The sequence below is a fragment of the Ruminiclostridium josui JCM 17888 genome (assembly GCF_000526495.1).
Taxonomy (GTDB): domain Bacteria; phylum Bacillota; class Clostridia; order Acetivibrionales; family DSM-1351; genus Ruminiclostridium; species Ruminiclostridium josui.
Genome location: NZ_JAGE01000001.1, coordinates 1,354,379 through 1,373,014, shown reverse-complemented (window position 1 = coordinate 1,373,014; position 18,636 = coordinate 1,354,379). Strand labels below are relative to the sequence as shown.

At 35.9% G+C, this 18,636-nt stretch carries 16 protein-coding genes, 4 tRNA genes and 1 pseudogene; 15 read left to right on the top strand and 6 right to left on the bottom strand.

Going from position 1 to position 18,636, the window contains the following annotated elements; all coding sequences use genetic code 11:
- Nucleotides 1–141: 141 nt before the first annotated feature.
- The gene (locus tag K412_RS0106465) at nucleotides 142–372 is read right to left on the bottom strand and encodes a hypothetical protein (RefSeq protein ID WP_024832339.1); all 231 of its coding nucleotides are present in this window, start codon (nucleotides 370–372) and stop codon (nucleotides 142–144) included.
- 248 nt (nucleotides 373–620) lie between these two features.
- On the opposite strand from K412_RS0106465, the gene K412_RS0106460 reads away from it, so the two are divergent.
- The 4 genes from K412_RS0106460 to K412_RS0106445 all read left to right on the top strand — a co-directional run bounded on the left by K412_RS0106460 (nucleotide 621) and on the right by K412_RS0106445 (nucleotide 1,934).
- Entirely contained in the window at nucleotides 621–1,352 is a 732-nt protein-coding gene (locus K412_RS0106460) for a hypothetical protein (RefSeq protein WP_024832338.1), read from the top strand.
- Nucleotides 1,353–1,672: 320 nt separating this feature from the next.
- Nucleotides 1,673–1,749: transfer RNA gene (locus K412_RS0106455), tRNA-Met, on the top strand.
- Between the two features lie 32 nt (nucleotides 1,750–1,781).
- A tRNA-Glu gene (locus K412_RS0106450) sits at nucleotides 1,782–1,856 on the top strand.
- 2 nt (nucleotides 1,857–1,858) lie between these two features.
- Nucleotides 1,859–1,934: transfer RNA gene (locus tag K412_RS0106445), tRNA-Val, on the top strand.
- A gap of 32 nt (nucleotides 1,935–1,966) precedes the next feature.
- On the opposite strand, the gene K412_RS0106440 is transcribed toward K412_RS0106445, so the two are convergent.
- On the bottom strand, nucleotides 1,967–2,812 hold the full coding sequence (locus K412_RS0106440; protein ID WP_024832337.1) for a YitT family protein: 846 nt from the start codon (nucleotides 2,810–2,812) through the stop codon (nucleotides 1,967–1,969).
- A 187-nt stretch (nucleotides 2,813–2,999) separates the two neighbouring features.
- Between K412_RS0106440 and K412_RS0106435 the strand changes: the two genes are divergently transcribed.
- The 10 genes and pseudogenes from K412_RS0106435 to K412_RS0106390 all read left to right on the top strand — a co-directional run bounded on the left by K412_RS0106435 (nucleotide 3,000) and on the right by K412_RS0106390 (nucleotide 11,086).
- Nucleotides 3,000–4,439, top strand: coding sequence for a nicotinate phosphoribosyltransferase (locus tag K412_RS0106435; RefSeq protein ID WP_024832336.1), 1,440 nt, complete (start codon nucleotides 3,000–3,002; stop codon nucleotides 4,437–4,439).
- A 240-nt stretch (nucleotides 4,440–4,679) separates the two neighbouring features.
- Complete coding sequence (gene spoIIE, locus K412_RS0106430) at nucleotides 4,680–7,094, top strand: stage II sporulation protein E (protein ID WP_024832335.1); 2,415 nt, start codon at nucleotides 4,680–4,682, stop codon at nucleotides 7,092–7,094.
- A gap of 147 nt (nucleotides 7,095–7,241) precedes the next feature.
- Nucleotides 7,242–7,532, top strand: coding sequence for a hypothetical protein (locus K412_RS0106425; RefSeq protein WP_242835560.1), 291 nt, complete (start codon nucleotides 7,242–7,244; stop codon nucleotides 7,530–7,532).
- Between the two features lie 86 nt (nucleotides 7,533–7,618).
- Nucleotides 7,619–8,260 carry a hypothetical protein gene (locus tag K412_RS0106420; protein WP_024832333.1) on the top strand — a complete coding sequence of 214 codons (642 nt, stop codon included), beginning with the start codon at nucleotides 7,619–7,621 and terminating at the stop codon, nucleotides 8,258–8,260.
- A gap of 113 nt (nucleotides 8,261–8,373) precedes the next feature.
- Nucleotides 8,374–8,694: pseudogene (locus K412_RS0106415) on the top strand (lipid II flippase family protein); the annotation flags it as partial.
- The gene (locus K412_RS0106410; RefSeq protein ID WP_024832331.1) at nucleotides 8,685–9,155 is read left to right on the top strand and encodes a GNAT family N-acetyltransferase; all 471 of its coding nucleotides are present in this window, start codon (nucleotides 8,685–8,687) and stop codon (nucleotides 9,153–9,155) included. The pseudogene K412_RS0106415 and the gene K412_RS0106410, both read left to right, overlap by 10 nt.
- Before the next feature lie 49 nt (nucleotides 9,156–9,204).
- Nucleotides 9,205–9,279, top strand: a tRNA-Arg gene (locus K412_RS0106405).
- A 205-nt stretch (nucleotides 9,280–9,484) separates the two neighbouring features.
- Nucleotides 9,485–9,952: a tyrosine-type recombinase/integrase gene (locus tag K412_RS20560; protein ID WP_081741800.1), complete on the top strand. Its 468-nt coding sequence runs from the start codon at nucleotides 9,485–9,487 to the stop codon at nucleotides 9,950–9,952.
- Nucleotides 9,953–10,080: 128 nt separating this feature from the next.
- On the top strand, nucleotides 10,081–10,425 hold the full coding sequence (locus K412_RS0106395) for a PadR family transcriptional regulator (RefSeq protein WP_024832330.1): 345 nt from the start codon (nucleotides 10,081–10,083) through the stop codon (nucleotides 10,423–10,425).
- Nucleotides 10,418–11,086, top strand: a complete 669-nt coding sequence (locus tag K412_RS0106390; protein WP_024832329.1) for a VanZ family protein — start codon at nucleotides 10,418–10,420, stop codon at nucleotides 11,084–11,086. The genes K412_RS0106395 and K412_RS0106390 overlap by 8 nt, the downstream gene beginning before the upstream one ends.
- A gap of 242 nt (nucleotides 11,087–11,328) precedes the next feature.
- Here K412_RS0106390 and K412_RS20555 read toward each other — a convergent pair whose 3' ends face one another.
- The 3 genes from K412_RS20555 to K412_RS0106375 form a co-directional block, all read right to left on the bottom strand.
- Entirely contained in the window at nucleotides 11,329–12,435 is a 1,107-nt protein-coding gene (locus K412_RS20555) for a glycoside hydrolase family 11 protein (protein WP_242835559.1), read from the bottom strand.
- 290 nt (nucleotides 12,436–12,725) lie between these two features.
- Nucleotides 12,726–14,528: a WD40/YVTN/BNR-like repeat-containing protein gene (locus tag K412_RS0106380; RefSeq protein WP_024832327.1), complete on the bottom strand. Its 1,803-nt coding sequence runs from the start codon at nucleotides 14,526–14,528 to the stop codon at nucleotides 12,726–12,728.
- Between the two features lie 203 nt (nucleotides 14,529–14,731).
- Nucleotides 14,732–16,456, bottom strand: coding sequence for a glycoside hydrolase family 11 protein (locus tag K412_RS0106375; RefSeq protein WP_024832326.1), 1,725 nt, complete (start codon nucleotides 16,454–16,456; stop codon nucleotides 14,732–14,734).
- Nucleotides 16,457–16,889: 433 nt separating this feature from the next.
- Between K412_RS0106375 and dusB the strand changes: the two genes are divergently transcribed.
- Entirely contained in the window at nucleotides 16,890–17,852 is a 963-nt protein-coding gene (dusB, locus tag K412_RS0106370) for a tRNA dihydrouridine synthase DusB (protein WP_024832325.1), read from the top strand.
- Here dusB and K412_RS0106365 read toward each other — a convergent pair.
- The gene (locus K412_RS0106365; RefSeq protein ID WP_024832324.1) at nucleotides 17,839–18,570 is read right to left on the bottom strand and encodes an N-acetylmuramoyl-L-alanine amidase family protein; all 732 of its coding nucleotides are present in this window, start codon (nucleotides 18,568–18,570) and stop codon (nucleotides 17,839–17,841) included. The genes dusB and K412_RS0106365 overlap by 14 nt on opposite strands.
- Nucleotides 18,571–18,636: the final 66 nt, after the last annotated feature.

The following is an 18,636-nucleotide window of genomic DNA, read 5'->3' as shown; positions in this document are numbered from 1 at the left end:
AACTGTTATAATTTTTAAAACAAAATGTTAACATTTCATATAAACACTAGAGCAATTCATGTTTGCCGGGTTAATCGTTAGCCGGGTATTTTCCGGCAAACGATTTTACTCCGGTAAACGTGGGATAACTGATATTGATGTTTATTCGATGTTCTTTGGATTATATTTTTCGTTGACGAATGTAAAGTCACAAGGGATAGCTTCTGCGAAGATTTCAAATAATGATTTACTGGCTTCATCATCAATATCCACTAGTACGTTTTCGTCCAGTAGGGCGATAACCTTACCGTAGCCGATTAGCTTGTCATCTCTGGTTATTGCCAACTGGTCACCCTGCTGAATAAATTCTTTTCTTTCACATTGAATTATCATATGGTCACCTGACCTTATTCAAAATTTACTCACTTCCATATAATAATATTAGATGTAATTGATTTAAAGAACATATATATTGTATTTTGTTAATTTCAAGTAAGTACGAAAGTGGCATTAATATTTATACCCTTGGCGAGAATTGTTTATTCAATTTTTGGATAATGGGAAATATATAAATTCACCAATACAGAAGCTTTTCATATTATATAGTAGCAGTTCAAAACATTGAAAAAGAGGTAGGATAAATGCTGTATTCATACAATTCAGGTTCATTTCCTAACGATATGGGAAACATAGTTGCCAGTGCCTACGGTGATGTAAACGGAGACGGGATTGCAGATTATGTATATCTCACAGCTGTCAAAGCACCTGACGGTTATTATTTGAGGGATATTACCCTAGTTATAAAGGATGGAAGAACGGGCATTAAGCAGAGCGCAAAACTTCCTTCAAATGCAGGCTATTCTCCAGGGTTATTTTTGGGTGATTTCACCGGAGATAGAATTAACGATATATTGATTGGGATTAATTCTGGCGGTAGCGGTGCCATAATGTTTTATTACGTATTTTCAGATGTGAATAATCGCCTTTCAATGATATTCAATTATGAAGACTTTAATAATGAATATCAATACAAAGTAAACTATCTGAATTATTACAAGGTATCGGTTCAAAACCAGACGGATAAATATACATACATACTTGATATAACATATAAAGGCGGAGAGTATCTAAGTGAAATTTACACTAACGAGGGAATTCTCAAAGCACCAATTGAAGGCTGGGTTGATCCACTAAGCGGATTATATCCTGTTGATTTTGACGGTGACGGAATTTATGAGCTTTTGGGATATCAGAAAATAGCAGGACGGTATCATGCGGATTCCTTGGGGTTTGTACAAAGTATACTGGAGTTCAAAAATATGAAATTTGAACTTTCAAGTCAATATGTAGCTATTTTTGGTTCTCGAGGGTAAAAATGTACAAGAAAATTAATTGATTAAATAAAATTTTTAAATAATTTATACATTTACAAATAGGATTATTTTCTATAAAATTTGTATTGTTGAAAATAATCCATTCTGGTCGGCGGATTATTCCGCCGGCCGGTCTTAAAATATATTCCTCCTGAAAATAGATCCCTTATACCTTGTGGTTTAAGGGTTTTTTACTGCTCTTTTGCGGTTATTCTAAATTGTATTAAATTTTTTAAAAAAATATAATCTTCCTATTGACACATGTCCTATTTCTTATGTATAATGTAAAAGCACGTTAGCGAACGGGCAACATAAAAAATGGCGGCGTAGCTCAGTTGGCCAGAGCATCCGGTTCATACCCGGCAGGTCGTAGGTTCAAATCCCACCGCCGCTACCATTTTAAGCGATATACATTATCGCTTATTTTATGGCCCATTGGTCAAGCGGTTAAGACACCGCCCTTTCACGGCGATAACAGGGGTTCGATTCCCCTATGGGTCACCATCGGGAGCTTAGCTCAGCTGGGAGAGCATCTGCCTTACAAGCAGAGGGTCATAGGTTCGAGCCCTATAGTTCCCACCAAAAAGACTGCATTTATTGAAAATGCAGTCTTTTTATATACTTCTAAAGCCTTTACCTATGGTTTCAGAAGTATTGGTTATGGTTATAAATGCAGAGCTATCTATACTGCGTATATACGTTCGGAGCTTTATAGCTTGTCTTCTACTTAGAACTGTAGAAATTACTTCCTCAGTTTTGTGGCTGAATGCGCCTTCGGCTTTATATATGGTAGCTCCTCGGTTGAGCTGGGTTACGATGTATTTCTTTATATCTTCTGATTTAGTACTAATAATAACAAATTGCTTGCTTACGTTAAAGCTTTCCATAACAAGGTCAATAACAAAAGCTTTAAGGGAAAGGCCCAAAATAGAATACATTCCTATTTTTATTCCAAAAACTGCTCCGGCCCCAGCTGCAATGAGAAAATCAGTCAGTAGCAAGGTTTTTCCAATATTAAGGTTTGTACGTTTGCTGAGTATCTTTGCTACAATGTCCGTTCCTCCTGTAGAAGCATTGAGATTGAAAACAATGGCAGAGCCCATGGCAGGAAAAACAATAGAAAAGATAAGTTCGAGCATCATATCGTCTGTGAGAGAATGCTCTAAGGGATATATTTTTTGTATAGCCCATACGATTCCTGAAAGAGCAAAGCTGGAATACATTGTTTTTGAGCCGAAATCTAAGCCTTGAAAAATGAATCCTACAATGATAAGGACTATATTAATTATAAGCATCATGGGGCCTACGTCTATGCCTTTGAAAAAGCTGCTGGCTATTATTGCAAGGCCGCTTACTCCACCTGTAGCAAAATTGTTTGGTACTTTGAAAAAACAAATACCTATACCAACCAGAATCAATCCTACATTAATTAAAATGAAATCTATAATATGTTTCTTCATTATATATCACAATCCCTATAACAGATTTTTTGTACCCATTTATATAATACTATTTTTCACAATAATAATAGCCAATCATTCAGGTCTTCCTGTAATTTTTTGATATTTGGTATATATTTTTGAATATAGTGAGACTTTTATATATAAAATACTAATTTGCATCATTAATATGGAGGATTAATCAATCATGACTGATGAAACATATGCTCTTTTATGCGATTTCTATGAGCTTACTATGAGCAACGGATATTTTCTCAAAGGCTTTATTGACAAAGTTGCATACTTTGATGTTTTCTTCCGAAAAGTACCTGATGGAGGCGGTTTTGCTATTGCAGCCGGTCTTGAGCAGGTTATCGAATATATTAAAAATCTGCGTTTTTCAAAAGATGATATAAAATATCTTAAAAATCTAAATATGTTTTCAGATGACTTTTTGGAATATCTGTCAAATTTCAGGTTTACCGGAGATATATATGCGGTTCCTGAAGGAACCCCTGTTTTCCCGAATGAGCCCATTATTACTATTAAAGCGCCGGTTATTGAAGCTCAGCTTATTGAGACTTTTACACTCCTTTCCGTTAATCACCAATCCCTTATAGCCACCAAGGCTAACAGAATAGTTAGGGCAGCCAGAGGCAGAACAGTTCTGGAGTTTGGCTCCAGAAGGGCTCACGGGACAGATGGTGCTGTGCTTGGAGCAAGAGCTGCCTTCATTGCAGGCTGCGGAGGTACCGCGTGTGCTATGACAGACAAAATTTACGGGGTACCCGCAGGCGGAACCATGGCTCATTCATGGATTCAAATGTTTGATAGCGAATATGAGGCCTTTAAGACCTATTGTGAACTGTATCCAAATAATGTCACACTTCTTGTTGACACATATAATGTACTCAAAAGCGGAGTACCAAATGCAATACGTGCATTTAAGGAAGTTCTTATTCCTCGGGGAATTACAAAATGTGCAATACGACTGGATAGCGGTGATATGACCTATCTGTCAAAGAAAGCCAGAGAAATGCTTGACAATGCAGGCCTTAGAGATTGTAAAATAGTTGCTTCAAATGCCCTTGATGAATATATAATAAGTGACTTAATTTCACAGGGGGCATGTATTGATATTTTTGGAGTAGGAGAACGACTGATTACTTCGAAAAGTGAACCTGTATTCGGCGGTGTATACAAGCTGTGTGCCATTGAAGATGATAAGGGTAAAATTATTCCTAAAATTAAATTAAGTGAAAATGTAACAAAGATAACCAATCCACACTTTAAAAAAGTATATCGCCTGTTTGAAAACAAAACCGGAAAAGCTATTGCAGACCAACTTTGCGTGTACGATGAAATAATAGACCAAAAAAAGGATTTGGAGATTTTTGATCCTGATGCTACATGGAAGCGCAAGACTATTACTGATTTTACTGCAAAGGAACTCTTAGTGCCCATATTTATAGGCGGAAAGAAAGTGTATAATGTTCCGTCCATTCAGGAAACCAGAAAATACTGCATGGAGCAAATTGATTCTCTTTGGGATGAAGTAAAGCGTTTTGAGTTTCCACATGAATATTATGTAGACTTATCTCAAAAACTTTGGGATATTAAACATAAACTTATTAAAGAAAACAGATAGAAGTTTTCGACATGAATGACATAAAAGGAAATTATTTATATTTTACTTAAAGTTATTCTTAGTAAAATATACTTTAATTTATGTTATAAAAGTAAGATATTTTGAAAATAGCTGTCTAAAATATCTTATTTCCTAAGCGCTAAAAGTGACAAATATTTTTATACTCCTGCCGTATAATCAATTCTGCGTGCTGTAGTTGACAATTACACAGAAGATAAAAGGCAGGGGGGCACTAGATATATGAAAACAGAAACACTTCCATACAGTAATTTAGGTGAGTTCAGAGAGAAATTTCACAAAAACGATGGTTTAAAAGCGGCAGCACTGCTTGACTATTTGACCAGAGCTAATAAATTAAATCTGATTGTAATTCCGGCAGCATTTCTGCTGGGAAGGATATCCCTAATGGGAGGTTTGATGCCATTTGGCATAGCTTTGTATGCCGCTACTCTTGGATTAAGCTTAAGCAGGGTTTTAATTGCTCTCGCAATAATTGCAGGTATGCTGACTTCGGGAGCTACAGTCCAGATATATATTACTGCAGTGTCCATGTTGCTGTTTAATGCCATGAATATTCCATTTAAAAAAAGCGCAGGCTCGCCCATGCGAACGGCTATAACGGCTTTTGTCGGTGTTCTTATACCTGAAATGGTTATTACATGGCTACAGGACTTTCTTTTATATGATGTTTTAAAATCTCTTCTGAACGGATTCCTGATTTTTGCACTTGTATTTGTATTTAAAAATGCTCTTGATATAATAGGTAGCACAACTAAGAGATATATTCTTACTAATGAAGAGGTCTTAAGTATAGCTATAGCCTGTGCTCTTTCTATTGGGGGGCTGGGCACATGGTCTGTACTTGGGGTCAGTCTGAGAAACGTTCTGTGTATTCTTACAATTTTGGTATTCAGCTACAGAACCGGTGCTGGAAACGGAGCAGCCATAGGTGTAATTGTAGGAACGGTAATAAGTATTTCGTCGAATTCTTCACCCATTATGGTTTCATCATATGCATTTTGTGGATTACTTTCGGGAATTTTGAGAAATATGGGGAAAGTTGGCTCATGTATGGGTGTTTTGATGGGAAATGCAGTTTTAACGTTTTATACCAACGGGTCTACGGAAGTCCTTATATATCTGTATGAAATAATTGTGGCAATTATTTTGTTTATGGTAATACCGAATAAAGTAACAGATGTAGTGGTAAACAAATTTAATAAAGCTCTGGCAGCCAAAGGAGATAAAAAAGGCTACAGTATACGAATTAAAGAGATAACCGTGGAAAAGCTGAACAAATTCTCAAAAGCTTTTAGGGAAATGGCTAAAACCTTTGATGAAATATCCGAAACAAGGTCAATTACCGAAAAGCAAGATATAACTGCCATTTTTGACAGAGTTGCAGATAGAGTTTGTAAGGACTGCAGCCTTTGCAGCCATTGCTGGGAGCAGAATTTCTGTAATACATACCAAATTCTTTTTAAAATTGTAGAAAAACTCGACTGCAAAGGTTGGATAGATCAACAGGATATTCCACAGTATTTTCTGGACAGATGTGAGCGCATAGACGACTTTGTAAAGGCTGTAAATTACACATATGAGTTATTTAAGGTTGATATGGTTTGGCGGAGCAGAATTAATGAAAGCAGAGGACTGGTTTCGCAGCAAATGAGAAGTATGTCCACGATTATATCTAATCTGGCAGTTGAATTGAATACCAATATTATTTTTAAAGAAGATATTGAATATAATATACTTTTGGCCCTTACAAAAAAAGGTTTACGAAATGTAGAAGCAGTTGTATATGAAAACAAAAACGGAAACTATGAAATATCATTATCCTACAAAGGCTGCGGAGGAAAAAGAAGCTGCATTGGATGTGTAGAAAAAGTTGTGTCCGATGTCATAGGCTGCAAAATGGTAAAGAACGGAACTGACTGTGGCCTTAATACAAAAACTGATATGTGCAGCATAAAACTTGTAAAGGAAGAAACCTTCAAGATAATAACTGGTGTGGCCAGAGTCGCAAAAGATGAAAAGCATGTGTCAGGAGATAATTATACATTTCTAAATAGCGGTGACGGTAAATATATTGCTGCTTTAAGTGATGGAATGGGGACAGGGCATAAAGCGTACCTCCAAAGTAAGGCAACGGTTAATCTTATAGAGCAGTTTATGGAATCTGGATTTGACAAGGACACAACGGTAAAACTTATAAATTCAATTCTTGTTCTTAAATCAAATGATGAAACCTTTGCTACTATTGATATTTCTGTTGTGGATTTATATGACGGAGAAGTGGAATTTGTGAAGGTAGGGGCAGCTCCCACCTTTATCAAACGTGATGACTATGTTGAAATAATAAGGGCTGCTTCTCTTCCGGCAGGAATATTGAGCAATGTTGAACTGGAGCTGATTCATAAAAATGTAAATAGCGGAGAGTATATAATAATGGTGTCTGATGGAATAGTGGATTCCTTTAAAAACAGCGATGATAGCATAATAGAGGTTCAAAATATTATTTCCCAAATGACAAGCAAGAATCCTCAAAAAATTGCAGATGATATTTTGGCGGAAGCATTGAGCCGCTGCAAGGACAAAGAACCCGTAGACGACATGATGGTTATGGTCTCTAAAATTTGGAAACCATTATAATGAATTAACATTGAATAATTATGTTAAATATTCACAAACTAACCATAAATGTTCTTTATGGAGGATACTATGTTTTATGGTAAGGAAAAAAAGGTAATTGTGCTTAAAAACATACATTCAAACCTGTTTGAGGAGGCTATTCTGGTAATGAAACAAGATGCACAGAGCGGCGATAATGAAAAAAAACAGCAAAGGGAGGGAAGCTCAGTTTACAATAATAAATTTATTCTAAGGGAGGCAGAAGCAATAATAGATAACTATGTTAAGGAAAACAAGGTTAACCTGGCAACAGTACCAAAAGAAAGGCAAAAGCCAGCTTGTAAAAAACAATTGAAAAGAAAGCTTAACGAATCTCGATTTATGAAGATTCTTATAATAAATTCTGCTCTTCTCGGAAGTATTGCAGCAATTGCATATATTTTATTAGAAATATTTTAAAAATAGCTTGCTATATTTATTGAACTCTGTTAAATAATATATATTATATAAAAAAATGAAAAATGTGTTTTGTGATAGGAGCAGAAATGAAATCGAAATTCAATACAATTATTGATCTATTTTTGTTGCAAAAAGACTTTTATTCAAGGCTTACAGATAAAAGCATGTGGCTTTATATCGGTATAGTTTTTGTAGGATTGCGGGATGTTATCTTTTATATACTCAATCCCCAAAATAAAAAGGGCTTTTTTATAAGCAATTTAGACTTTAATTTTAAAACGACAGCAGTTTTATTTATAACTGCGTTAATAATAGGGTTTGTAGATGTGATTTGCTTCTCATACCCCGTTTTTGACGTTATAAAGCACTTCAAAAAGAGGAGTGAGGGATATAATGCTTCTGTGGTGAATACATATTCTAGTCTTATTACAAAGGTTATGAAGGTTTGTATCCTGGCTAACATGCTATTAACTCCTATGGATATTTTAATTTACTTTAGCAGCAGGTGGACGTTTTCCACTGACTCGTTGATTTTATTGTTTATAACAACAGTTATGGCAATATTATCATATTTCTGGTTTAACGGTGCAATTACCAGAGGACTTTGTGTGCTGTTTAGGTTATCTAACAATGTAAGAGGACTGGTCTTTGTTCTTGTATTTTTCTGGAATGCACTCATCAGTTCTGCTATACAATATTTGCTTTCACAAGTTATATTGAGATTATAGACAAGACCGTTTATTTGAAAAATCCGTCTGTGCATAAGTGCATGGAGGGGTTTTATGTTTTGTGTATGTAATATATTAACTTTTATAGAAGGTATTAGATAAAGGAGCGTAGAATACTTGCATCATTGTATGCAGGATGTCTGTATCCTGAGTTTAGGACGACCTGCAGTACCTTGTCATCAGCTATAAACGGCATTGCAACTATACTTATGTTTTTGTTTATTGACCCTTACATATCAATGAAGACAGATGATGTTATCAAAGGGGAATGTACAGAATTGGATTTCAGCCGTTGCATAATACTTTTTGTCTGTGGACTTATTGTAGGAACTATGCTGGCACTGCTTTTATTGAAGCCAGCGGCAATGGCTATTGCGAATATTGCAAGGGTGACTTGTATGGGAAAATATATGGAGGTAATTAAATGGAAGTAAATATTATTAAAGCCGAGGAAAAACACTTCGTTGATTGTGTTATTGCTTTGCAGAAATCAGAATTAGGAAGATTACACTTTTCTGAAGAAAACTCGGCTGCTAAGGCAATAAATGAAGGGATTTCAAAGGGAGAGATTTTTGTAGCTGTTACTAATGAAGACCTATGTGTTGGTTTTATTTGGGTTGTTAAAAATGGTGCTTTCCACAGCTTTCCTTACTTACATTTAATAGCAGTAAAAGAGGAGTATCGAAATCATGGAATAGGGAAAAAGTTATTACAATACTTTGAAGACACAAACGCCAAGAAGTATTCAAAACTATTTCTAGTAGTTGCAGATTTTAATAAGGGAGCTAAACGATTATACCAGAGTATGGGGTATCAAGAAGTCTGTGTTATTCCTGATTTGTATAAGAAAGGGATAGCAGAGTACCTGATGATGAAAAGAATTCAATCTTCTTAGTTGTAAAGTAAGCTTTAATAGTCTATAATATCAGTGTATTTATTAATATGTCTCGGTAGTTTAATGGATAAAGCGGTGGATTCCGGTTCCACTGATGCGGGTTCGATTCCTGTCCGGGACGCCAAATTTTTAAGAATAAGTAAAAAGTGTCAGTAATCATAAGGGTTATGGCACTTTTTATTTTTTTGATATAGTGGCTTTGAAATTAACGAATCCACTAGACTGTAACAAATGTGCTTAAAGTACAGTGGACTCACCTTTTTGAAATTGATATTTCAGAGGAGATTTTGTATGAAAAACAAACAAATCAAAAAGGCTGATTGGGATATATGGAAGAGAATATTAAGCCAGCAACGTATAATCTTAGAAGAGCATACCTTAAATGTTTCTTTGAATATCTTAAGGAAGAAGATATAATATCAAGCAATCCAGTTACAACGTTACCTAAACGCAAGGCTCAAGACAAAATAATTGATATTCCTATTGATGTACTTCAACAACTTTTAGCATTACCAGATAAAACTAGTTTCACAGGTTTAGTAGACCATTGCCTCATTTTACTCATGATGGACTGCGGTATAAGACCCAAAGAAGCTCTTACATTAAAGGTATCTGATTTTGATATTAAACATAATTGTGTAACTATCCTTGCTGAATTGGCAAAAACAGGAGTTTCAAGGACGTTACCCCTTAGTATTGAAACAGTAAGACCTATCACAAAGGTAATTAGTTCTAGACCAAAGGATTGGAATAATAATGTACCTGTATTTTGCAGTTGTTCCGGGGTAACATATTAAACGTCGGATTCTATAATTACATTACAATTTATTCCAAATTATAAAAAATTCAACAAAAACACCTTGCAATACAGAGTATAATACTGTAATACTATTAGTATAAAAAATATTTATAGAAAGAGATTTTTATGGACAAAGAATTATTAAAAGGTAATATAGATATCATTTTACTTATTTTAATATCATATAAGCCGATGTATGGATATGAACTTGGAAAAGAGATAAAAAGTACTACGGGGGAATATTATGAGCTTGGAGAAGGTACCATGTACCTAGCACTCAAGAGACTTGAAGACAAAGGTTTTATAAGTTCATATTGGGAAAAAATACTTCAGAAAAATATGAATAGAAAATATTATAAGATAACTAATAAAGGTCAGGTTGAACTCGAATCGAAGCTAGATAGTTGGCAAGCAATCAACATTTTAATAAATAAATTTTTAGCTAAAAAGGGAGATGGATACAATGAATAATATTGAAAAACGTGCCTCTAGATTAGTAGGTAATTTAGACTTTGACAGAAAGACAAGACAGGAACTCAAAGCACAATATGTTGACCATTTGAATAATTTACAAGATGAATATATACAAAATGGACTTAATCAAAATGATGCTTCAGTAAAAGCATTTACACAATTTGGAAATAATATAGAGCAAAATTTGAGAAAGAATTTTTGTATTAATAACACTTTTAGAAAAATAATGGTGATACTTTTATTTTTAAGTATAGCATTAATTGCTATTTGCTTTCTTAATCCTGCTACAAATGAAGGGGATGCTGCAAGGACTATTCGGTCTTTTGGATACACTCATTCTATTAAACTGATACCTTTTAAAACCTTACCTCTTATGTTTACAAGAAACTCTCCATATGTTTTCTGGTTTCTTTATATTTTATTATTTGTTCCACTAGGTGCTCTAATACCATTTGGAATTAACAGATATTTTAATAATTCATTGATTATTAAATGTTACATCGCCTCCATATTAGCTGTCCAATTAATTAGGGCGATTTTTCCAGTAGGGCTTGTCAACGTTGATATTGCAATGTTAAATTTTATAGGTTGCATGATTGGATTTTTAATCTTCAAATTTATACTTTTTAAAATGGCAATAATTTTTAAATCAAAGTAAGTTAATTCCTGTACCAATATACCCACTTTTACATCAAATTCACATATACAAGGCTTTTATATGAGGGGACTGTGTTTTAATGTTTTTTGTGTAATTTTAAGGGTTGTCTGTGTAATTCTGCGTAAGATTAATAGGTGACTGCGTAATTTTTATTGGTTCATGCGTAAATTTTAAAATTCATCATTATCAATACAAAAGTCGCCTGTATAAGAACAGGCGACTTTTGTATGTTACTAGGAGACTTAACTTCCAAATGTCAAAGTACCAATGTTTGCCGCACCACTAGTACATATGATATATACAGTATGACTTCCGCTTACACCGCTTATGCTACAACTTTGGTTCTTATAAGTATCCCAACCACCAGTTGATGTGAAATTCAGTGTACCAATTTGTGTACCATAGTAATTGTCAATAACTACTTTGTAGCTACCGTTTTGTGCAGATGCAAGATTGAAGTTCAAGTAAGTTTTACCTGTAAGATCAACATTGTTGAATTGAATCCAATCTCCTACATTCCAACCGCCTACAGCACCTGTCCATACATTCAGATTGCTGCTGCGATTGTTGCACTGCCATGAGTTGAGATTGATACTACTTCCAGTGTTACCACCGTTGTTTCCACCATTGTTACCACCGTTGTTTCCACCGTTGTTACCGCCATTGTTTCCACCATTGTTGCTGCCTTCGCTTACTGTTATGTTGGAGTTACCGCTGCTCTGGTAACCTTCAGTTTCAACTATCTGGTAATCATGGCTACCCATGTTCCATCCTTTGCTCTTCCAAGCATTGAAGTGGTTTGCAGTAGTTACGCTTCCGCTAGATCTCTTTGTAGTACGTACGCTCCAGTACTGATCGAAAGTTGCAGTACCAACGATTGAAGGTTGGTTATATCTTGTTGTACGATATAAGTTGTATGTTCCTCCATCGGAGTTGAAAGTTCCAACAGATTGTGCTCCCGGAGGAGTCCAAGCACCATAGTTTTCAATTATGTAGTATTCAACAAGAGGATTCTGAGTCCATCCGTAAATGGCTAAATATCCATTGTTACCACCATTAAAAGTACCTGAGAAGTTGATTACTCTGTCTGATCCTGTTCTCCAACCTTTACCTGCAGTAAAATTACCGCAATTACTCCAACTAGTGCTGTAGCTACCACCACCGTTTAAAGTCATGGAAGCATACCCGCCACCATCAGTCCAGAATGACCAGAAGAAATTATCTTCATAGCCAGTTTGATTTGAAGTGATGGTTTGTCCTGCAAAAGCTACAGATGGAACTAATAGCGATGCTATTGCCACTGCAGTTATTGCGAGTTTTTTGAACTTGCCTTTTGCTTTGTTAAACATTTTTTTCCTCTCCTTTAAATTATTTATTAACAAAACAGACATTTTTATAAATATCTGCATTGTTTCAAATAAATTCAAGTTGAATATTTATTTAGTGTTGTAGAATATTGCACAAAGTAGTAATATATTGTATCTATATTATACTCTGTTTTGGTAATTTATACAAGATATTTATATAAATTACAAAAAAATTATACATATTTACTATGGATATTTATTTATACTGGAATATTTTGTACTTATGTTGTAAAAATTGTTATTCACATAACAGGTGAACTTTTTTAGGTTACCTATCTTACCCAAATACCCTTACCATTAGTTCCGGCAAAGATATTAGAATCGCTTATACAAAAAGAATAGACATCAATATTTTCCAACCCTGAATTCTTTTCTTTCCAGTTTTTACCGCTATCTGTAGATGTAAAAACCCCGCCGCCATAAGTTCCTGCGAAGACAGTTTCACCACTTGCTGAAAGAGTATCTATTTTTGTGTTTGTCAGACCTGAATTAATCATGTTCCAGCTTGTTCCGTTATCTGTAGAGAGAAAAACACCATCTTCGGGAGTTCCTGCATAGAGTTTTGTGCCGCTGGCAGCAAGTGAAAATATCTGAGTACTTGTCAAACCCAAATTGATCTCTTTCCAGCTTGCTCCGTTGTCATTAGAAAGAAAAACACCATTACCAAAAGTCCCGGCAAAGATATTTTTATCGATAACAGCAAGAGACCCAATATTAGGATTTGGAAGCCCTGAATTAACCGGATTCCAGCTTGTGCCGTTGTCGGTAGAAAGAAAAACACCACCACCCAAGGTTCCAGCAAAGATATTGGAACCACTAACTGCAAGTGAGTAGACATATTTGTTACTCAAACCTGAATTGGATTCTTTCCAGGTTGTCCCATTGTCAGTTGAGAGGAAAACGCCCCCTCCGTTAGTTCCGGCAAAGATATTATTGCCCATAACAGCAAGAGAGAAAACATAAGGATTAGTTAAACCTGAATTAATTTCTTTCCAGTTTTCACCATTATCATCAGAGAGAAATACTCCAGCTCCATTAGTTCCGGCATAAATGAAGGAACCACTCTTGGTTATAGAGCCAACATGGGTATTTGTCAAACCTGAATTTACGCCTTTCCAACTCGCACCGTTATCAGTAGAAAGGAATATTCCTCCACCATTGGTTCCAGCGAAGATATTATTGCCATTGGCGGCAAGCGAAAAAACATATTTATTTGTTAAACCAGAGGAAACTGCTATCCAGTTTGCACCATTGTCAGTAGAAAAATAAATGCCGTCATCAGTACCAGCAAAAATATTTGAACCACTGCATACAAGAGAGTAGATATTTTTATTTGTCAAACCGGTATTAACTGCATCCCAACTTGCACCATTATTGGTGGAAACAAAAACTCCTCCGCCATAAGTTCCTGCAAAGATTGTTGTACCACTTACGAGAAGGGAATTAATTTGTGTGGTCGTCAGACCTGAATTAACCGGACTCCAACTTTCACCGTTATTAGTGGAAAGAAAAATGCCGCCGTCCTCAGTTCCAGCAAAGATATTATTGTCCTTTATAGCCAAAGAATTGACACTAAGGAATGTCAAACCTGAATTTACTGCCTTCCAGTTTGCGCCATTGTCTGTAGAAAGAAAAACGCCACTGCTGGTTCCGGCAAAAATATTAGTACCACTGGCAGCAAGAGAGAGGACAATAGTATTTTTTAAGTCCGAATCGATTAGATTCCAGCTTACGCCGTTATTGTCGGAGGTATAAACACCGCCGTTGGTTCCAGCAAAAATCTTTTTGCCGCTAATAGCTAATGAATATACATTCTTACTTGTTAATCCGGAGTTAATCTCGCTCCAACTTTTGCCATTGTCTGTTGAGTGAAAAACGCCGCTTCCTTCTGTACCCACAAAAATATCTTTATCCTCTATTGCAAAACAATGGATATAACCACCATATGGTCCATTGGTTTGTGCCCATGGTTTAGATGATACTTTTTGGGGAATAAATAATATGATAGACACAATCAATAACAAAGCTATGAGCGCTAGAAAAGACTTAAGTAAGGTTCGGTTAACCTTCTTCATGTTTTTCTCCTCCTTATTTATATTCAGCTATTTTTTTATTATGTGGACAAATCTGCATTCTAGAAAATAAAGTGGCTGCTAAAACAAATTATTGCTTAAAGGAAATTTGTGAAAAAAGAATTTCAACTGAAAACGGGAAATCCACATAGTCAATACAAAAGCCGCCCGTAATAAACAGGCGACTTTTGAGACTATTCTATTTTTTAGTATTGTGCGAAACCAAGTCCGCGGTTTTTGAGATTCTGAACGATAGTAGGAATAGCTGCATTAGTTGTTGCATAAGCATCATGCATCAATGCATTGCCATTAGCATTCAAGTTATTGCAAGCGTTAATGATTGCTTGTGTGCTTGCTCCGTTCCAGTCCTGAGTGTCAACATTAGGTGATACTATTTGTAAACCTAGTGCTGAACAAGCTTGCTGTATAGTACCGTTGCTCTCGAGATAAGGCAATCTAACCTTGGTAGGAGCAGGTTTTCCAGCGCTAATGATAGCTTGATTACATTGCTGTAAATCATTATAAACCTGTTGGTAGCTCCAGCTTGTCATGTGAGAGTGAGTCCAGCTATGATTTTGCAGACTGAATCCTGAATTTACATAAGCATTCCAAGCATTTGAGTTACTGCTGATTCTGTTACCCCAGACGAAGAAAGTAGCTTTGTTTACTCCTGCAGATTTCAGAGCATTTATAAGAGTAGATGAGTTACCGTTATTTGGGCCATCATCAAAGCAAAGGTAAACATTGCCGTTTGCACCAGTATTTCCGCCAGTGTTTCCACCAGTATTACCGCCGTTATTTCCACCTGTTGAGCCTGAACCACCAAATGTCAAAGTACCGATGTTTGCCGCACCACTAGTACATATGATATATACATTATGGCTTCCGCTTACACTGCTTATGTTGCAGCTTTGGTTATTATAAGTATCCCAACCGCCAGTTGATGTGAAATTCAGTGTACCAATTTGTGTACCATAGTAATTGTCAATAACTACTTTGTAGCTACCGTTTTGTCCGGATGCAAGATTGAAGTTCAAGTAAGTTTTACCTGTAAGATCAACGTTGTTGAATTCAATCCAATCTCCTACATTCCAACCACCTACAGCACCTGTCCATACATTCAGATTGCTGCTGCGATTGTTGCACTGCCATGAATTGAGATTAATAGCGCTAGTGTCTCCACCGTTGTTACCACCAGTGTTTCCACCGTTGTTTCCACCGTTGTTTCCACCAGTATTACCGCCATTGTTTCCACCATTGTTGCTGCCTTCGCTTACTGTTATGTTGGAGTTACCGCTGCTCTGGTAACCTTCAGTTTCAACTATCTGGTAATCATGGCTACCCATGTTCCATCCTTTGCTCTTCCAAGCATTGAAGTGGTTTGCAGTAGTTACGCTTCCGCTAGATCTCTTTGTAGTACGTACGCTCCAGTACTGATCGAAAGTTGCAGTACCAACGATTGAAGGTTGGTTATATCTTGTTGTACGATATAAGTTGTATGTTCCTCCATCGGAGTTGAAAGTTCCAACAGATTGTGCTCCCGGAGGAGTCCAAGCACCATAGTTTTCAATTATGTAGTATTCAACAAGAGGATTCTGAGTCCATCCGTAAATGGCTAAATATCCATTGTTACCACCATTAAAAGTACCTGAGAAGTTGATTACTCTGTCTGATCCTGTTCTCCAACCTTTACCTGCAGTAAAATTACCGCAATTACTCCAACTAGTGCTGTAGCTACCACCACCGTTTAAAGTCATGGAAGCATACCCGCCACCATCAGTCCAGAATGACCAGAAGAAATTATCTTCATAGCCAGTTTGATTTGAAGTGATGGTTTGTCCTGCAAAGGCTACAGATGGAACTAATAGCGATGCTATTGCCACTGCAGTTATTGCGAGTTTTTTGAACTTGCCTTTTGCTTTGTTAAACATTTTTTCCTCTCCTTTAAATTATTTATTAACAAAACAGACATTCTTGTAAATAATATCTGTATTGTTTCGGATATATTATGTTCCCTGGCATAAACAAGCTTGTAAAATTTTGTACTAATTCCGTAATATATTGTATTTTTATTATATTTTACTTTGTAAATATATACAATATATTTCTATATTTTACCGCAAAATTGTGCAATTTTGCTATTTATAGCTATTATTTTTGTAAATTTTTGCACTTGTGTTGTAAAATTTTGTACCTAATGCCTATTAATAGAAACATTTGATTCTGATGAGTATAGATAAATACAAAAAGTTTGCAGCTCTAATTCATCGATTTTGACCCGATGCACATAAATTGCTATAATATCATTGCGATTGCAAAAAATAATATTCATATAAATAATAAATTGAATGAGGGCTACTACTTTTGAAAATAGGTAATGTTGAATTAGAAAACAATATATTTTTAGCTCCTATGGCGGGAGTAACGGACATGCCTTTTCGTATTCTTTGCAAGGAACAGGGATGCGGACTTGTATATACTGAGATGGTAAGTGCAAAAGGTATGCACTACGATGATGATAAAAGCAATAAACTTACTCTGATGCATGATATAGAAAAGCCTGGGGCTGTTCAGATTTTCGGTTCTGATCCTGAAATCATGGCAGAGGTTGCGGATAAGCTGAACACCTCTGATGCAGCAATAATTGATATAAATATGGGCTGTCCTGCGCCAAAAATAACTAAAAACGGCGAGGGCAGTGCGTTGATGAAAAATCCCAAACTGATTGGAGAAATAATCAGAGCGGTTGTATCTGCTTCTAAAAAACCTGTTACCATTAAGATTAGAAAAGGTTGGGATGACAGCCTTATTAATGCTGTTGAAATAGCACGTATTGCCGAAGAAAACGGTGCCAGCGCCATTGCTGTTCACGGTAGAACCAGAGAGCAGTACTACAGTGGAAAAGCTGACTGGAGCATAATAAGACAAGTAAAAGAGGCTGTTTCGATACCTGTAATAGGAAACGGTGATGTAACCGGTCCCAAAGAAGCTCAAAAGCTTTTTGAAGAAACGCGGTGCGATGCAATAATGGTTGGAAGGGGAGCACAGGGAAATCCATGGATATTTAAAAAAATAATCAGGTTTTTGGAAGATGGATTAATAGTTCCTGACCCTTCGCCCCAAGAGAAAATAGATACAATTATAAGGCATATGAATATGCTTATTGACTTGAAAGGCGAAAGAACTGGTATACTTGAAATGCGTTCACACATAGCCTGGTATATAAAAGGTATGAGGGACGCGGCTTATACAAAACAAAAAATATTCCAAATGACAGATAAAGAAGAAATTATCATTCTTCTGAAGAATTTTCTTATGAGGCAATAGCATTTGCCTCAAGTATTTCTTCTATACCATTTACTATTTGTACAGCGCATTTCTTCTGGAAATCGGAAGAGGTTAATAGCTTTAAATCATTTTTATTGGAGATAAAGCCTATTTCCAATAAGAGTGATGGCATTTCTGTGTGACGCAAAACATACAGATTTGGGCGTGGAACAATTTTTCTATTAAACATGCCAAGAGTTTTGAGTTTTGATTGCATAATTTCAGCATTACGCTCACCTGTATCTGAGTATGGGTTATAAGTTGTAAGTATCCCGTGGGAAGCCGGGTCAGTAAAGGAATTATTATGTATACTTATAAACAGTGAGCACTTTTTTTCGTTGGCAAGTTTTACTCTATCTTCTAGACTTACAGCAGTATCATCCCTTCTGGTAAGTATATTATCAATATGTTTTTCATTAAGTAGTTTTTCAACTTCCAATGAAATAGCAAGAGTAATTTCTTTTTCATGGATTGAACCGCTGACTGCTCCAGGTTCGCTTCCTCCATGTCCGGGGTCTATTACAACTAAAGGAGGTAGTGAAGCAGCATTGGAATCTTCGCCGAGAGATACAAGATTACTGAGGGGGAAAATAATATCATTTCTGAAAATAAGCCCCAAAAAAGCAATAATAGCTACTGAAAGGATAACTATCAGGGTTATGAGATTTTTATGACTAAGGCGACGACTTATTTTTTCAATCAATTTATCCATTTTCATATGCTATTTTCATCCTCCGTTAAAAAGCGACATACTATCATTCTACCATAAGAACAACAAAAAAGG

Bases quoted from the DNA above. Each gene is read 5' to 3' on its own strand.
- K412_RS0106425 (WP_242835560.1), top strand. From the start codon at position 7,242: ATGAAACAAGATGCACAGAGCGGCGATAATGAAAAAAAACAGCAAAGG.
- K412_RS20560 (WP_081741800.1), top strand. From the start codon at position 9,485: ATGGAAGAGAATATTAAGCCAGCAACGTATAATCTTAGAAGAGCATAC.
- K412_RS0106390 (WP_024832329.1), top strand. From the start codon at position 10,418: ATGAATAATATTGAAAAACGTGCCTCTAGATTAGTAGGTAATTTAGAC.
- K412_RS0106395 (WP_024832330.1), top strand. From the start codon at position 10,081: ATGGACAAAGAATTATTAAAAGGTAATATAGATATCATTTTACTTATT.
- K412_RS20555 (WP_242835559.1), bottom strand. From the start codon at position 12,435: ATGTTTAACAAAGCAAAAGGCAAGTTCAAAAAACTCGCAATAACTGCA.
- K412_RS0106380 (WP_024832327.1), bottom strand. From the start codon at position 14,528: ATGAAGAAGGTTAACCGAACCTTACTTAAGTCTTTTCTAGCGCTCATA.
- K412_RS0106410 (WP_024832331.1), top strand. From the start codon at position 8,685: ATGGAAGTAAATATTATTAAAGCCGAGGAAAAACACTTCGTTGATTGT.
- K412_RS0106440 (WP_024832337.1), bottom strand. From the start codon at position 2,812: ATGAAGAAACATATTATAGATTTCATTTTAATTAATGTAGGATTGATT.
- K412_RS0106420 (WP_024832333.1), top strand. From the start codon at position 7,619: ATGAAATCGAAATTCAATACAATTATTGATCTATTTTTGTTGCAAAAA.
- K412_RS0106375 (WP_024832326.1), bottom strand. From the start codon at position 16,456: ATGTTTAACAAAGCAAAAGGCAAGTTCAAAAAACTCGCAATAACTGCA.
- spoIIE (WP_024832335.1), top strand. From the start codon at position 4,680: ATGAAAACAGAAACACTTCCATACAGTAATTTAGGTGAGTTCAGAGAG.
- K412_RS0106465 (WP_024832339.1), bottom strand. From the start codon at position 372: ATGATAATTCAATGTGAAAGAAAAGAATTTATTCAGCAGGGTGACCAG.
- K412_RS0106435 (WP_024832336.1), top strand. From the start codon at position 3,000: ATGACTGATGAAACATATGCTCTTTTATGCGATTTCTATGAGCTTACT.
- K412_RS0106460 (WP_024832338.1), top strand. From the start codon at position 621: ATGCTGTATTCATACAATTCAGGTTCATTTCCTAACGATATGGGAAAC.
- K412_RS0106365 (WP_024832324.1), bottom strand. From the start codon at position 18,570: ATGAAAATGGATAAATTGATTGAAAAAATAAGTCGTCGCCTTAGTCAT.